At 56.2% G+C, this 14,088-nt stretch carries 13 protein-coding genes; 7 read left to right on the top strand and 6 right to left on the bottom strand.

All coding sequences use genetic code 11. The features are described from left to right. The first annotated feature begins 8 nt into the window (after window positions 1-8). The gene (gene nth, locus PK28_RS03915) at window positions 9-713 is read left to right on the top strand and encodes an endonuclease III (RefSeq protein ID WP_044511628.1); all 705 of its coding nucleotides are present in this window, start codon (window positions 9-11) and stop codon (window positions 711-713) included. A gap of 53 nt (window positions 714-766) precedes the next feature. On the opposite strand, the gene PK28_RS03910 is transcribed toward nth, so the two are convergent. Further along, a complete protein-coding gene (locus PK28_RS03910; protein WP_044511626.1) occupies window positions 767-1,972 on the bottom strand; it encodes a glycosyltransferase family 4 protein in 1,206 nt (401 codons plus the stop codon). A 150-nt stretch (window positions 1,973-2,122) separates the two neighbouring features. Beyond that, window positions 2,123-3,133, bottom strand: coding sequence for a gliding motility lipoprotein GldB (gene gldB / locus PK28_RS03905; protein ID WP_502213706.1), 1,011 nt, complete (start codon window positions 3,131-3,133; stop codon window positions 2,123-2,125). Between the two features lie 106 nt (window positions 3,134-3,239). Between gldB and PK28_RS03900 the strand changes: the two genes are divergently transcribed. After that, a complete protein-coding gene (locus PK28_RS03900; RefSeq protein ID WP_044511624.1) occupies window positions 3,240-3,911 on the top strand; it encodes a porin family protein in 672 nt (223 codons plus the stop codon). Between the two features lie 90 nt (window positions 3,912-4,001). Here PK28_RS03900 and PK28_RS03895 read toward each other — a convergent pair whose 3' ends face one another. The 3 genes from PK28_RS03895 to PK28_RS03885 form a co-directional block, all read right to left on the bottom strand. Next, a complete protein-coding gene (locus tag PK28_RS03895) occupies window positions 4,002-5,609 on the bottom strand; it encodes an Rne/Rng family ribonuclease (protein WP_048825547.1) in 1,608 nt (535 codons plus the stop codon). 328 nt (window positions 5,610-5,937) lie between these two features. After that, on the bottom strand, window positions 5,938-6,834 hold the full coding sequence (locus tag PK28_RS03890) for a tetratricopeptide repeat protein (RefSeq protein WP_231576212.1): 897 nt from the start codon (window positions 6,832-6,834) through the stop codon (window positions 5,938-5,940). A 75-nt stretch (window positions 6,835-6,909) separates the two neighbouring features. Continuing rightward, window positions 6,910-7,215 carry an HU family DNA-binding protein gene (locus PK28_RS03885; RefSeq protein ID WP_044511619.1) on the bottom strand — a complete coding sequence of 102 codons (306 nt, stop codon included), beginning with the start codon at window positions 7,213-7,215 and terminating at the stop codon, window positions 6,910-6,912. A gap of 193 nt (window positions 7,216-7,408) precedes the next feature. On the opposite strand from PK28_RS03885, the gene mutY reads away from it, so the two are divergent. The 4 genes from mutY to recG all read left to right on the top strand — a co-directional run bounded on the left by mutY (window position 7,409) and on the right by recG (window position 11,933). Beyond that, window positions 7,409-8,491, top strand: coding sequence for an A/G-specific adenine glycosylase (gene mutY / locus PK28_RS03880; protein ID WP_044511616.1), 1,083 nt, complete (start codon window positions 7,409-7,411; stop codon window positions 8,489-8,491). A gap of 99 nt (window positions 8,492-8,590) precedes the next feature. Then, on the top strand, window positions 8,591-9,013 hold the full coding sequence (locus PK28_RS03875) for a single-stranded DNA-binding protein (protein WP_044511614.1): 423 nt from the start codon (window positions 8,591-8,593) through the stop codon (window positions 9,011-9,013). 117 nt (window positions 9,014-9,130) lie between these two features. Beyond that, window positions 9,131-9,727: a gliding motility lipoprotein GldD gene (gldD, locus tag PK28_RS03870; RefSeq protein ID WP_044511612.1), complete on the top strand. Its 597-nt coding sequence runs from the start codon at window positions 9,131-9,133 to the stop codon at window positions 9,725-9,727. Window positions 9,728-9,833: 106 nt separating this feature from the next. Continuing rightward, complete coding sequence (recG, locus tag PK28_RS03865) at window positions 9,834-11,933, top strand: ATP-dependent DNA helicase RecG (RefSeq protein WP_044511610.1); 2,100 nt, start codon at window positions 9,834-9,836, stop codon at window positions 11,931-11,933. Window positions 11,934-11,983: 50 nt separating this feature from the next. On the opposite strand, the gene PK28_RS03860 is transcribed toward recG, so the two are convergent. Further along, on the bottom strand, window positions 11,984-12,241 hold the full coding sequence (locus PK28_RS03860) for a hypothetical protein (RefSeq protein WP_156126225.1): 258 nt from the start codon (window positions 12,239-12,241) through the stop codon (window positions 11,984-11,986). Between the two features lie 369 nt (window positions 12,242-12,610). Here PK28_RS03860 and PK28_RS03855 point away from each other — a divergent pair, with 369 nt between their 5' ends. Next, window positions 12,611-14,062 carry a hypothetical protein gene (locus PK28_RS03855; RefSeq protein WP_044511606.1) on the top strand — a complete coding sequence of 484 codons (1,452 nt, stop codon included), beginning with the start codon at window positions 12,611-12,613 and terminating at the stop codon, window positions 14,060-14,062. Window positions 14,063-14,088: the final 26 nt, after the last annotated feature.

Below are 14,088 nucleotides of genomic sequence, written 5' to 3'. Positions count from 1 at the left end.
CTTTTTTTATGCGTAAGACCGAGCGGTACCGCCGCTTTCTGGACTACTTCACCACCCACTTTCCTGCCCCCGAAACCGAGCTGCACTACTGCAGCCCGTACGAGCTGATTGTGGCCGTGGTGCTCAGTGCCCAATGCACTGACAAACGCGTGAACCTGGTCACGCCGGCTCTTTTTGAGCAGTTCCCCACGCCGGCGCATCTGGCGGCTGCCTCTGTGGAGGAAATTTTCCCTTTCATTCGGAGTGTCTCCTACCCCAACAACAAAGCCAAACACCTGGCCGGGCTGGGGCGCCTGCTGGTGCAGGATTTCAATTCCGAGGTACCCAGTCAGCTGGAAGATCTGCAGCGCCTGCCTGGCGTGGGCCGCAAAACGGCCAATGTGGTTATGTCCGTGATTTACAACCAGCCCGCTATGGCCGTGGATACGCACGTCTTTCGGGTGTCGCATCGGTTGGGCCTGGTTAGCAAAACGGCCACTACCCCGCTGGCCGTAGAGAAAGAGCTGGTGCGGTATATTCCGGAAGAGTTGGTGAACAAAGCACACCACTGGCTGATCCTGCACGGGCGCTACATCTGCGTGGCACGCCAACCTAAATGCGGCATCTGTCCACTCACGGACATTTGCGCCTATTACCAGAAGGTAGTAAAGCCTACTGCCGCGCTTGGACTGAACACCGCTCAGCAGCTGGAAAACGAGGGAACCGTCGAATAAAGCAGCCCGTTAGTACAACTTAGTATAAAAGTAGCTTTAAGCGGCACAACGCTTTAGCGCAGGGTGGCCGCCTTTTCCAGCACCTGCTTAACCGTGTGAGCAATCTGCTGGCGGTCAAATAATTGCCGGGCTGCCTGCTTACCACGTTGGCCGGCTGTCTGCAGTTTTTCTGGCTGCGCAAGCAGTTCCAGCAGCTTGGTAGCCAGGGCATCAGGCTGCCCGGCCGGTACAAACCAACCGGCTCCGTGCTGCTCTACAAATGCCTTGGTCCAGCCCTGGTTGGTTACAATTACCGGGGTGCCTACCGCGAGGCTGTCGTAGAATTTAGCGGGGGAATTGGCATCCAGTACAGGCATCTCCAGAAACGAAACTACTGATACTGCCGCCAACCGAAACCACGTGAATACCGCATGCCTTGGCTGCGGCGGCACCAGCCGAATAGCGGGGCAACGCGCCGCTGCCTCCCGGATCAGCGGCTCGTGGTAGCCAAGGCCCATAAACAGCCAGCACATGTCCGGATTCTGCGCCGCCAGTTCCTCGGCGGCAGCTACCAGGGTCGGGATGTCATTGGCTCGGCCAAACGTGCCGGCATACAACACTACCTGCTTGCCTTCCAACCTATACTCCTGGCGCAGCGCAGCCACTGCTGCATCTGTAGCGCGGGCAGCCAGGTCCAGATCGGTGCCATTGAGAACGGTAGTTACCTTGGCGGCCGGTATTCCCAGATCGGTAACGTAGCGCGTCATATCCGGCGAGAGGGGCAGAACATGGGCGGCGCTCTGGTACAGGCTTTTCTCCAGCGCAAACAGCCGTTGCCGGGCCCAGCCGGCAGGTACGGCCCCCATAGCAATGGGGAAAGATGGCCACAAATCCTGCACCTCAAATACCCACGGCACCCGGCGCCGGCGCGCTACCCGGGCCGCCACCCAGGCGGCCGTGAGCGGCGTGGAAATGCCCCAGATAACATCCGGCTTATCTACTTTCAGCCCTTCCCGATAGGCGTAGGCTACGTACTGCCCAAACGCCAGTACCCGCCGCGCCGGCCCCATGCGGTTATGGTACGGTATATCGGCGGCGCGCATCTCTACGCCTTCCGGTAGCCACGGAAACTCCTGCGTCAGGCGCTGTTGCTCCCAGGTGCGGGTGGTAATGAGCGTAACGCGGTGGTACCGGGCAATATGCGCCAGCAGGGAGTAATGCCGGCTCGTGGCCGGGCAGTCGGGATTGGTGTGGTACTGGCTGAAAACGAGGATGTGCATAAATTCAGTAGCGAATTCAGTAGCGCCCACAGTAGCGCGAAGCTCCAGATTCGTGCACGAGCGAAGCGAGTAGCCGGCGTATGCAGACGCGTGGGAACTCGCGTTGCTCGTACGCGAAGCTGGAGCTTCGCGCTACACCTTCCTTACCGCCTACTTACGCTTCTGCGGGCGGTAGCGCGACTGGTTAAGGATCTGCTGCGCGTCTCGGTTGGCCATAAGCTGCGGCAAGGTCACCTTAGCGTTTTCAGCCATATACTTACGCACAATCTGCCAGCCAACCCATGCTCCTATGCGGCCGGGCGCCGTCTTGTCGATTTCCGGTACGTCGGGCCGCTCACCTACGTACTTCTGAATCACGAAGGGCGTGGTATTGTACAGCAGGTTTTTCTCAATGAAATGGCCCCACACTTTGCCTTCGTTGTACTGTACACCTTCTATTTCTTTGGCCGTGTAGCCAATCAGCAGGGAATCGGGGGTGCAGGGCAGCATTTTTTCGGCGAAGTACAGCGCCTTGCCAAACTGGACCATTTCGGCCAGCATGGTTTGGTTGGTTAGCTGCTTGCGGTTGTATTTGCTGGATACGGCCAGCATCACGGTAGGCAACAAATGCTCCGGCGTATAGCGGCGGACAATGTACTCGGGCACGTTGGGCCGGTAGCTGGCCTTGGGGCCCACAAAAAAGTCGAGCCCCAGCACCAGCAGGCTGTCGTTCACGAATACGTCCTGGCTTAGGCCGCTTACAAAGGTCTTGACGGGCGGCACCCGGAAATCGGGGAAGTAGAAGCGCACGTGCTGGAAGGCCTGCTGCAATTGGCGCCGCAGGGCCGCGGTATCCTTAAAGGCGGCTTCTGTTTCGCGGCCCAGCTTCTGCAGTCCTTCGTTGGTGGCCAACTGCGTCAGGCGCTGGGCCAGCACGTCGTCTGAGGGGTATTGGCGGCGCAGCAGGAAATGGGTAGCAAACAGGGGCTCGGCCGCCAGAAAACGTTTGGCGTCGGCGGGCGTCTTAATCTGGAAGAACGGGCGCGTCAGATCCTCCATCTGTACCGGGGCCTCTACCCGCGCTACGGCCGGGTCAAGCTCACAGGAGGAAGTATCCCGGCTACAGCCGGCCAGCAGTCCTATGGCACACAGCCACGGCAGAAAGTGAAACAACGGGCGCATGTGGGGGAGATTGTACTTCACGCTTCTATCTTTAGGGCGAAATTAGCCAAAACGAAACGCCGCGCTACTGACGCTATTGTCTGACCCCGTTTTTCCTTGCTTTTATATGAAAAAGACGTTCCTGGCCCTTTTCCTGACGGCCGCCACCGCTACTGCCGCTTCGGCGCAGGTTGAAATTGGCCTGAAGGTATCCCCTTCCATTACATATCTGCGAGCCGATGGCTCGGCCAATAGCTTCGAGAAAGAAAAATCGAAGCTCGGTTTGGGCGGCGGCCTGGTAGTTGATTATTTCTTTGGCGAAAACTACGCCTTCAGTTCCGGGCTGGAGCTGGCCGGCAAAGGCGGCACCATTCGCTACAACGACCCGGGTACCGGCACCTCGCAGACGGCTAAAATCACGGCCCAGTATCTGCAGATTCCGCTCACCATGAAGCTTTTCACCAACGATATTGCCACCGATACCAAGCTCTATTTCCAGCTGGGCGGCGTGGTCGGCGCCAACATCGGCACCCGGATCAACGGCGAGAAAGAATACAAAGACCCAGGCAATAACAACGCCGTTTTCAAAGCCAATAAATTCCTGCTGGTGCCTGATCTGGGCGTGATGATAGGCTTTGGCACCGAGTACCAGATGGGCCAGAGCACCAAGGTATTCGCCGGCCTGCACTACCAGCGCGGCCTGCCCAACATCGACAACTATTATGGCGATGAGCGCAACTTCAGCAATGTGGTGCTCAAAAATAGTGAGTTTGCCCTGGATCTGGGCCTGAAGTTCTAGGCCAGCCTTCTACCGCACAAAAAAGCCCGCGTTGCTTCCAGCAGCGCGGGCTTTTCTTCTTGTTCAGGCGGGGCTTTCGCAGAAAAACCGTTAGTCTGTAATTTCTATTTCACGATCCTGCAGGCGGCTCATAGCCGCAGCGGCCGAGTGTAGGGCAATATCTTCGCCTTGCTCGTCTTCGATGCGGTATTCCGTCAGGCCCAGGGACGTGTCCTTCATGATTTTCACCCACTTGTAGTACTTGAGGTACCACTTCATCTGCCGGCTTACCAAGCCTTTAGTATAGTAGGCGTGCAGGAACGGATGCACATACAGCGTGATGCCCGCCTGGTTTTGAGTTACCAGAAGGTCTTCAATGCTGTTGTCGATTTCATCCGTTACCAGAATAGAAGCGGAAATCTTGCCCGTGCCACCACAGGTGGGGCACACCTCACCGGTTACAATGTTCTCGGCGGGGCGTACGCGCTGCCGCGTAATCTGGAGCAGGCCAAACTTGGTGATGGGCAGAATAGTGAAGCGCGCTTTATCGTGCTTCATAATGTCCTTCACCGCGTCTTCTACCTTCTTGCGGCTATCTGCCGACTTCATATCAATGAAATCGACCACGATAATGCCGCCCATATCACGCAGGCGCAGCTGCCGGGCTACTTCCTTGGCCGCCAGCATATTGATCATGAGAGCCGTAGCCTCCTGGTCGCCTTCCTGGTTGCTTTTGTTGCCCGAGTTCACGTCGATAACGTGCAGGGCTTCGGTGTGCTCAATAACGAGGTAACCACCGCCCGGCACCGTCACGGTTTTGCCAAACAGCGACTTCAGCTGCTTTTCAATGCCGTGCTGCTCAAACACCTTTACTTTGGCGTTGTGAAGCTTAAGCAGACCCAGCTTATCGGGGGCAATTTTCTGGAGGTAGCTGCGCATCTCCTCATACATCGGCGCCGAGTCCACGGTAATGGCATCGAACGACTCGTTGAGCATATCGCGCAGCATGGAGCTGGTCCGGCCCAGCTCGCCCAGCACCTTGTCGTTCGGCTTGGCCGTGCGCAGGGTCTGGTAAAGCTGGTTCCAGTTATCCACCATGCTCTGCATATCCTTGTCGAGCTCAGCCACTTCGCGGCCTTCAGCCACGGTGCGGATGATCACGCCAAAATTATCGGGCTTAATGGAGGCAATGAGACGCTTGAGACGCTCCCGCTCCGTGCGGCTGACAATTTTCTTGGAAACACTGATGGTATTGGAAAAGGGCACCAGCACGAGGTAGCGACCGGCCATGGAAATATCCGTGGACAGGCGTGGGCCTTTGGTGGAAATGGGCTCCTTGACAATTTGAACCAGCATTTGCTGGCCCTTTTTCACGGTGTCAGCAATCTTGCCGACTTTGTCCAGCTGCCCATCAAACTGGAAGGTTTTCAGGGGGCCGACGGTAATTTTCTGCGACTGGACACCTTTCACCCACTTGGTAAGCGAGGGAAAATTTTCCCCAAGGTCGCCGTAGTGTAGAAAAGCATCCTTTTGATACCCGATATCAATGAACGCGGCGTTCAGACCGGGCATAACTTTCTTGACCGTACCCAGGAAGATGTCACCAACGGAATAGTTGGTGTCGTTGCGGTCGAAATGATATTCGATGAGCCGCTTGTCCTGGAGCAGAGCAATCCGTTCTCCGTCCTGAGTAGAATTAATGATTAATTCGTTACTCAATGGATTAGGCTGTTTAAGGTATATCTCCGAGTGAGCAGCCCGCTGGCCTGACCAGAAACCCGCAAAGGGAAGCCAGTGCACAGAGCACCAGCTTCCCTTTCAAGCCACGGGGAAAGCGCACAGTTAGCCACTCTCGGGGATATGACATGAGAGATAGACGGGCGCTTAAACGCGCAGTGCGTTACGCCCGCCAGCAAACCCCGAAAGGCTTACTTCTTCTTGTGACGGTTCTTGCGCAGACGCTTCTTGCGTTTGTGGGTAGCAATCTTATGACGCTTTCTTTTTTTACCGCAGGGCATGGGTGAAAGTGGTTAAGGTTAAAAAATGATTATTGCAGCTTCTGCAATTCCTGATCAACCGAGGCCGACAAAGCCGGATCGGTACTGTTTTTCTTTACTTCGGTGAACACCTTGCGGGCTTCGGCACGGTTGCCGGTTTGCGCCAGGGCCACCCCCAGGTAAAATTGGCCGCTTTCGTTTTCGGGGTGATATTTCACCAGCTCCCGGAAACGCTCCACGGCCTTTTCGGCCTGGTTGCTTTGCAACGACAACACACCCAGATTATAGAGCGCCTTTTCGTTGCGGGGGTCGGTGGCCAGCACCTCGCGCAGCATTACAACACCCTGTACGGGGTTTTCGCTGGCCATGTACGTCATCCCCAGGTTGGTTTTCGCATCCAGGTTATCGGGGTTGTTCTTGAGCACCCGCTCATACAGCTCCCGGGCCTTGGCACTCAGCTGCTTAGCCCGCTCCTCGGTAGCCGCGAAGCTGAACGCTTCGAAGTACTGATCGGCGGCCCGTTTCCAGGCTTGCTCACCGGGGCGGGCCACGGCTACCTGCTCGTAGTAGTATCCTGCGCTGTCAAACTTATTGACGGCGGCATACTGCTTGGCCAGGTCACCGGCCAGGCGGGATTTTGCGGTGCCATCGGCAGCAGCGTATTTAGCCCGCAGCTGCGCCAGCTCCTTCTGCTGCGCCGGAGTAGCGGCCATGTGGGGCTGCTCAGGCGTAGCACCGGCCGTAACGGGCGCAGCCCCTTCTACAGAAGCTGTAGAGGGGGCTGCGGCACCATTGTCGCGGTTAGCTGTGCGAGCTGCGGTTTGCGCCAGCTCGCCTTTGCCTTCTTTGGGCTTCACAATTCCCTTCGGCAACATAAACAAGGCCCCCACTATCACCAGAGCGACGAGGACCAGAATCAGTTGATGCGAAGAGGAAGTACGAGCCATGCGAAGAAAAAAGCAGGCCGCCGGGCTTTACACGAAAACCTGGCGGCGCTGCGGCAATGTTACAAAGAAACGAACTTATGCCTGAGCCAGCTCCTTGATCTTCTTGCTGTTTTTGATCTTGCCGATGAAGGTTTTCGACGGCTTGAAGCTCGGGATGAAGTGTTCGTCGATGATAATCGACGTGTTTTTCGAGATGTTGCGGGCTACTTTTTTCGCCCGTTTTTTGTTGACGAAGCTTCCGAAGCCACGCACGTAGATGTTGTTGCCATCGGCCATGGAATCCTTCACTACTTTGAAGAAGGCTTCTACGGTAGCCGAAACGTCTGCTTTCTCAATGCCAGTCTTCTCGGCAATTTCGGCGATTACTTCTGCTTTAGTCACGCTGGTAAGTGTACTATGGAGTGAAAAAATATACGGGCAAAACTCCCCGATTCTATACGTAAGCCTTTGCCCAATAGGCGGTTCGCCTACGAATTGGGGCCACAAAGGTAGTTTCCTTTTTTTGTTTTACAATACTTTCTCCCGAATCCATGTTGGATGCTCTTCATCTGACAAGCCTTTCTTCTTCACCATTTTGACGCCTTCTTCCTCTTCTGCCGCCCATCCGTTCTTCTCCCGCGCCCTGCTGGCCTGGTATCCGCGCCACCGCCGGGACCTGCCCTGGCGGCACACCCGCGACCCTTATGCCATCTGGCTTTCGGAAGTGATTCTGCAGCAAACCCGGGTCAAGCAGGGCCTCCCCTACTACCTCGATTTTATCACCACTTATCCCACTGTGCATGATCTGGCGGCCGCTCCCGAGGATGAGGTGCTGCGCCACTGGCAGGGCCTGGGCTATTATTCCCGGGCCCGCAACATGCATCATACCGCCCAGCAGGTAGTACGGGAATTTGAGGGGCAGTTTCCTGGTACGTACGCCGGCTTGCTGCAGCTGCGCGGCGTGGGCCAGTACACCGCGGCCGCCATTGCCTCTTTTGCTTACGATGAAAAAGTAGCGGTGCTGGATGGCAACGTATTCCGGGTGCTGGCCCGAGTGTTTGGCATTTCGGCTGACATTGCCGTGCCGGCCAGCCGCAAGGTTTTCCAGCAGCTGGCTGATACGCTGATTCCGGCCGATGCGCCCGCTGAGTTCAACCAGGCCATTATGGAGTTTGGTGCCATTCAGTGCACCCCGCTGAAGCCGGACTGCCTGTTTTGCCCTGTGCAGAGCGAGTGCTACGCCTTTCAGCACGGGCTGGTAGCCGAGCTACCGGTGAAAAGCAAGGCAAAAGTCGCCCGTACCCGCTATTTCCACTACTTGGTGCTCCGCCACGCCGATAGAATCTACATGCGCAAGCGCATAGAGAAAGACATCTGGCTGGGGCTCTATGATTTTGCCCTAACGGAGACGGAATTGCCGGAACTAGCCCCGCACAGAATTATTGACCAGGTAGAGGCCCTGGGCGGCAAGCTGGCTACCGACCGGGTAGAAGAGCCAACGCCCGCTTTCCGGCAGGTGTTAAGCCACCAGAAGCTGGAAGCCCGGTTTCACGCGGTGTGGTTGCAGGAGCCCTTATCGGCGGCGGCTATTGCCGCTACGGGCTTAACGGCCTTCTCCATGGAAGAAGTGGAACAGCTACCTAAACCATTATTGATTACTAATTATATTGGCATATAAAACACAAGCTAAACCTGTTGGAATTTATGATATTTATATCTATCTTTAACCTATCATAAAACAACCCTATTTCATACTTAAACTTTTCATTGTCAGACTATGGCAGGCATAAACAAAGTAATCCTGGTTGGGAACCTGGGCAAAGACCCAGAAGTCCGTCATTTGGAAGGCGGCACCAGTGTAGCTCATTTCACGCTGGCCACCAACGACTATTACAAAGACAAGCAAGGCAACCGGGTAGAGCGCACCGAGTGGCATAACATTACTGCCTGGCGCGGCCTGGCCGAAATGGCTGAGAAGTACCTCAAAAAGGGCCAGCAGGTGTACGTAGAAGGCAAGCTGCGCACCCGCCAGTTCCAGGATAAGGACAATCAGACGCGCTACATCACGGAGATTGTAGCCGATGAGATTTCCATGCTGGGCGGCCGCCCGCACAACGATGATACGCCCGCCGCAGAGCAATCTGCGGCGGCGCCTACTACATTCCGCCAGGAGCCGGAACTCGACCAGCTTCCTTTCTAATCAGAACAGCCGCTCTGCGGCTTGTGAGTAGCCTCGGCACTTTGCCGGGGCTTTTTTGCGTTGTGCGGCACAGTGCCCGTTAGTGGCTACCTTTGAGTAAACTCCGCATTGTTTCAAATGCCTGCTTCTTCCTTTCTCCGCAGCCTGGGTGCTGCTTTAGGCTTTCTGCTATTAGCGGCCGGCTGCTCTTCTGCCCCCGATTTTACGCCCAAGCCCAAGGGCTTTAACCGCATTGATCTGCCGCCGCACCGCTACCAACAGCTGGCGCCCGGGCATCCCTACACGTTTGAGTACTCCCGCTTTGCCAAAGTGCTGCGCGATTCATCCTACCTGGCCCAGCCGCACTGGATTAACGTGTACTACCCCACGCTGAAAGCCAACGTACAGATTACTTACACCGATGTGCGCCAGAACCCCAAGCTCTACAACAAGATGATGGAGGACGCGCGCAAGCTCACGGGCAAGCACGAAATCAAGGCCACCGCTATTGATGAAAGCTTGCTGAAAACGCCCAGCGGCATGCGCGTATCGGTATTTGAGTTGCAGGGAGAGGTACCCAGCCAGCTGCAGTTTTATACTACGGATAGCACCAAACACTTCTTCCGGGGTGCCCTCTACTTCCGCACGGCTACCGCCAATGATTCCCTGGCGCCCGTCATCGACTATGTAAAGCAGGACATTGTGCACCTGCTGAACACCCTCAAATATCAGTGAGTTGAGCTGCAAGCCACAAGCTTTGTAGCCTGTAGCCGCCTTTTTCTCCGAGCATTTTTTTGTTTTTTAAGCTTGCAGCCTGAAGCTTATAGCTTGCAGCTGATCCATGAGTAATTTCTTTCAAACCAAAATTGAGTATCTGCGGGGTGTGGGCCTGCAACGGGCCCAGCTGCTGCAAAAGGAGCTGGGCATTTTCACGTACGGCGACCTGATTCAGCGCTACCCGTTCCGCTACCTCGACCGCACCCAGTTCTATAACATCTGCGACCTGCACGACGACCTTCCTTACGTGCAGGTGAAAGGCGTGCTCCGCAACCGTGAAGTGCTGGGAGAGGGCCCTAAAAAGCGCATGGTGGCCAAAGTCGCCGATGCCAGCGGGGAGCTGGAGCTGGTCTGGTTTAAGGGGGTGAACTACCTGGAGAAGATCATCCGGAATCACCAGGAATACATTGTCTTTGGCAAGCCCACCATGTTCAACGGCCGGCCCCAGATGGCGCACCCCGAACTGGAAGAAGTGACCGAGGCCAAACCGGGCCAGAGCTTCCTGCAGCCAGTCTACAACACCACCGAAAAGCTCAAGAACTACCACCGCATCGACAGCAAGGCCATTGCCCGCATGGTGGCCGACTTGCTGAAGATTGCGCTGCCGCAGGTGCAGGAAACCCTGTCGCCGGCCCTGATTCAGCACTATGCGCTGATGGATAAGGCCACGGCGCTCCAGCAGATTCACTTTCCGCAGACGCCCGAGCTGCTGCAGGCCGCCCGCTTCCGCCTCAAGTTTGAGGAGCTGTTTTACGTGCAGCTCAAGCTGCTGCGCCAGAAAACCCAGCGCAAGATTGAGCTGGCCGGCCAGATTTTCAAGGAAGTGCCCACGCTGGTGCACTTCTACAAAAACATCATGCCCTTCGACCTCACCGGGGCGCAGAAGCGGGTGATTCACGACATCTACAAGGATTTTTGCGCCGGCAAGCAGATGAACCGCCTGCTGCAGGGCGACGTGGGCTCGGGCAAAACCATCGTGGCCTTTATCAGCATGCTCATGGCCGCCGACAACGGCGCGCAAAGCTGCCTGATGGCGCCCACCGAAATTCTGGCCGACCAGCACTATGTGGGCCTGAAGCAGTATGCCGACCTGCTGGGACTGAAGATTGGCAAGCTGACGGGCAGCACCCGCACCGCCGAGCGGCGCGTGCTGCACGAGCAGCTGCGCTCCGGCGAGATGCATATGCTGGTGGGCACCCACGCCCTGCTGGAAGATGTGGTGCAGTTCCGCAACCTGGGGCTCACCATTATGGATGAGCAGCACCGCTTTGGCGTGGCCCAGCGCTCCAAGCTCTGGCAGAAAAACCCCCACGTGATACCCCACGTGCTGGTAATGACGGCCACGCCCATTCCGCGCACCCTGGCCATGACGCTCTACGGCGACCTGGACGTGTCCGTGATTGATGAGCTGCCGGCCGGCCGTAAGCCCATTGTTACGGTGCACCGCTTTGACTCCAACCGCCTGAAGGTATTCCAGTTTCTGCGCGACCAGGTTGCCCTGGGCCGGCAGGTGTACATTGTGTACCCGCTGATTGAAGAAAGCGAGGCCATGGCCGACTATAAAGACCTTATGGATGGCTACGAAAGCGTGGCCCGCGCCTTCCCGGACTTGCAAATCAGCATTGTGCACGGCCGCATGACGGCCGGCGAGAAAGACGCCGAGATGCAGCGCTTCATTGAGCGCAAAACCCAGATTATGGTGGCCACCACCGTTATTGAGGTGGGTGTAAATGTGCCTAATGCCTCCGTAATGGTCATTGAAAGCACCGAGCGTTTCGGCCTTTCCCAACTGCACCAGCTGCGTGGCCGCGTGGGCCGGGGCGCCGACCAGAGCTACTGTATTCTGATGAGCGGCTACAAGCTCAGCAAAGACTCCCGCACCCGCATTGAAACCATGGTGCGCACCAACAACGGGTTTGAAATTGCCGACATCGACCTGAAGCTGCGCGGCCCCGGCGACCTGATGGGCACCCAGCAAAGTGGCGTGCTGGACCTGCTCATTGCTGATCTGGCCAAAGATGGCCGCATTCTAACGGAAAGCCGGGCCGCCGCCCAGGGCCTGCTGAACGAAGACCCGGAGCTGAACCACCCGGAAAACCGCAACATCCGGCAGCATATTGATTCGCTGCCGGCCACGGCTGTAAACTGGAGCCGGATTAGCTAAACCCGACGGCAGCGGGCATAAAAAAAGCGGAATCACTTCCGCTTTTCGCTTTACTCAATCGTAAAGATTTGATCACCGCTTGAGGAAGGCGGTGTGCCGGGGGCCTGGTGATAGCCGCCTGATTTATGGCTTACCTGCTGCACAAAAAACGTGTGGCTATCCGTTGAGGTAGTACCTACTACGGTTTGGGGCTTTTCAGCAACCAGATTTACGTACGTTAATGGTTGTTTGGCAAGCTTACCAACTACAATCAGCGTGAATAATAAAAAAGCTTTGAGTAAAAATTTCATATGAATGGTGGTCTTCAAATAAGCGCTGGCTGATAGTGCAAGAATTAAGCCAGAGCCGTCGTAAAATCGAGGTAAATCAAAGAATCAGGGGCAAAAGTACGATGATTGGCTGGTAGATGCCGGCAAAAATCACCAGAACATCCTAGAGGACAAAATATCCTTTTTATAAGTCAATCAGCACCTTTCTACTGTGAAGGCACAGACAAAGGAACGGTGAAGCGGGAGAGCGAGGACAAAAAAGGCGGTTAAGGATTCGTGAAGATTTCAAAAAGCGGTGGTGGCCATTCGCGGCATTGTGGCCATGTACGGAACTGAGGGCAGAGTTGATACCTTTGGAGAAGACTTTTTCAGTTTTTTTTCATTTTTTCTTGTTAACTGTCTTTTGCCGTGCGTCTTAACTTTCTTTTTTGGATAAGCAGCCTTGCTCTGGCCTGGACCGTTGCCGCCCCTACGGCTACCGCCCAAAAGGCAAAAACCGCTTTCAGCTACGTACCCGAGCAGTCGGAGGACCGCTACAACCAGCGCGTGCCCCACAAAACCCTAGCGCTGGCCGGCTCTACTGATTTCATCGTCCTCGGCCACAAATCGGCCACCGAGTATACCGTAGAGCGCTACAACACGGAGCTGAAGCGGGCCTGGCAGGCCATTATCCCCGTGGCCGCCGGCGAAACCATTGAGGCATTTTCCCGCAATAAGGAGCAGGCGCTGGTAGTGATACACCACAAGGAAACCGGCGCCCAGAACCTCTCCGTTATAGCCGTAGACCTGAGCAATGGCCAGAAGACCGCCGCGAAGAAGCTGATAGATGCTGCCCCGCGCGACCGGCGCCCCGGCGTAGCTATTTCACCCGATGGCACGCACCTGGTGGCCTTCCGCTACCTCACCCGCGACGTGCAGATCCGGGCCCTGAGCGCCAACATCTTCGATCAGAAGCTGACCAAGCTGAAAACCCGCGTCTACGATTTCCATGACCTAGGCGACTTCTTCTCCCCCACCGTGTACGTAGCCAACGACGGCACCCAGTACGTGGCCCTGGTAACGGACGGCATGAAAAAAATAGCTGTGCGCCAGTATCGCAACGACAACCCCGATGTGAAGGTGATGTCGGTAGTGGTGGGCGGCACGTTTGGCGGCAAAGTGGTGAATGTGTTCGACACTAAATTCACGGTGCACCCGAACGGCGTTATCCTGGGGGCGGCTATCTGCACGGAGCGCGAAACCGGGCAGTACTATAGCCTCAAGCTTCTCAAGTTTGACCCCACTGCCGGCGGCGAGCTGAAGTTTGCGCCGGAATTCCGGTTCAAGCCGGAGTATCTCACCATCGTAAACAAAGCCACGCAGAGCAGTGCCAAGCGCCTGGAAGACATATATCTATCCGATGTGATCATGACGCCCGACAGCTCACTGGTAGTAATAGCCGAGAAAAAGTATGAAGAAGGTGGTGATACCTCGCCGGTACACGCCCGCGAGCTGCATCTATTCGGTTACAACCAGTTTCAGACGCCCACCTGGAATACCATCATTGCCAAAGATCAGGTGGCTTCGCCCGCGGAAGGCTTTGCTGGTATCGGCTACCGCATGGCTTCCTTCGGCAATGAGCTGGAAATCCTGACCCAGGAAAAAATCAAAGGCAAGTCTGACCTGTACCTGCGCCGCGTGAATGCCCGCACCGGTGTGGTAACGGAGCCCAAAAAGCTGGGCCTGAATGTAGCCGCCGACCAGAACCTGGCTTACGTGAAGGACTTTACCACCTGGCTGGATGCCAAAACCATCATCGGCGTGAGCCGCCCTAACAAGAAATCAGCAGCCCTGATGCTGAACAAGATTACCGTGAAATAGCCACCTCCGCGCATAAAAAAGGCGTG

Origin of the sequence: Hymenobacter sp. DG25B (genome assembly GCF_000801315.1) — a bacterium.
Taxonomy (GTDB): Bacteria; Bacteroidota; Bacteroidia; order Cytophagales; family Hymenobacteraceae; genus Hymenobacter.
Note: the sequence above shows the minus strand (reverse complement) of the source record. Positions and strands in the feature narration are given on the sequence as shown.

Bases quoted from the DNA above. Each gene is read 5' to 3' on its own strand.
- nth (WP_044511628.1), top strand. From the start codon at position 9: ATGCGTAAGACCGAGCGGTACCGCCGCTTTCTGGACTACTTCACCACC.
- gldD (WP_044511612.1), top strand. From the start codon at position 9,131: ATGCCTGCTTCTTCCTTTCTCCGCAGCCTGGGTGCTGCTTTAGGCTTT.
- PK28_RS03910 (WP_044511626.1), bottom strand. From the start codon at position 1,972: ATGCACATCCTCGTTTTCAGCCAGTACCACACCAATCCCGACTGCCCG.
- PK28_RS03890 (WP_231576212.1), bottom strand. From the start codon at position 6,834: ATGGCTCGTACTTCCTCTTCGCATCAACTGATTCTGGTCCTCGTCGCT.
- PK28_RS03900 (WP_044511624.1), top strand. From the start codon at position 3,240: ATGAAAAAGACGTTCCTGGCCCTTTTCCTGACGGCCGCCACCGCTACT.
- PK28_RS03875 (WP_044511614.1), top strand. From the start codon at position 8,591: ATGGCAGGCATAAACAAAGTAATCCTGGTTGGGAACCTGGGCAAAGAC.
- recG (WP_044511610.1), top strand. From the start codon at position 9,834: ATGAGTAATTTCTTTCAAACCAAAATTGAGTATCTGCGGGGTGTGGGC.
- gldB (WP_502213706.1), bottom strand. From the start codon at position 3,133: ATGCGCCCGTTGTTTCACTTTCTGCCGTGGCTGTGTGCCATAGGACTG.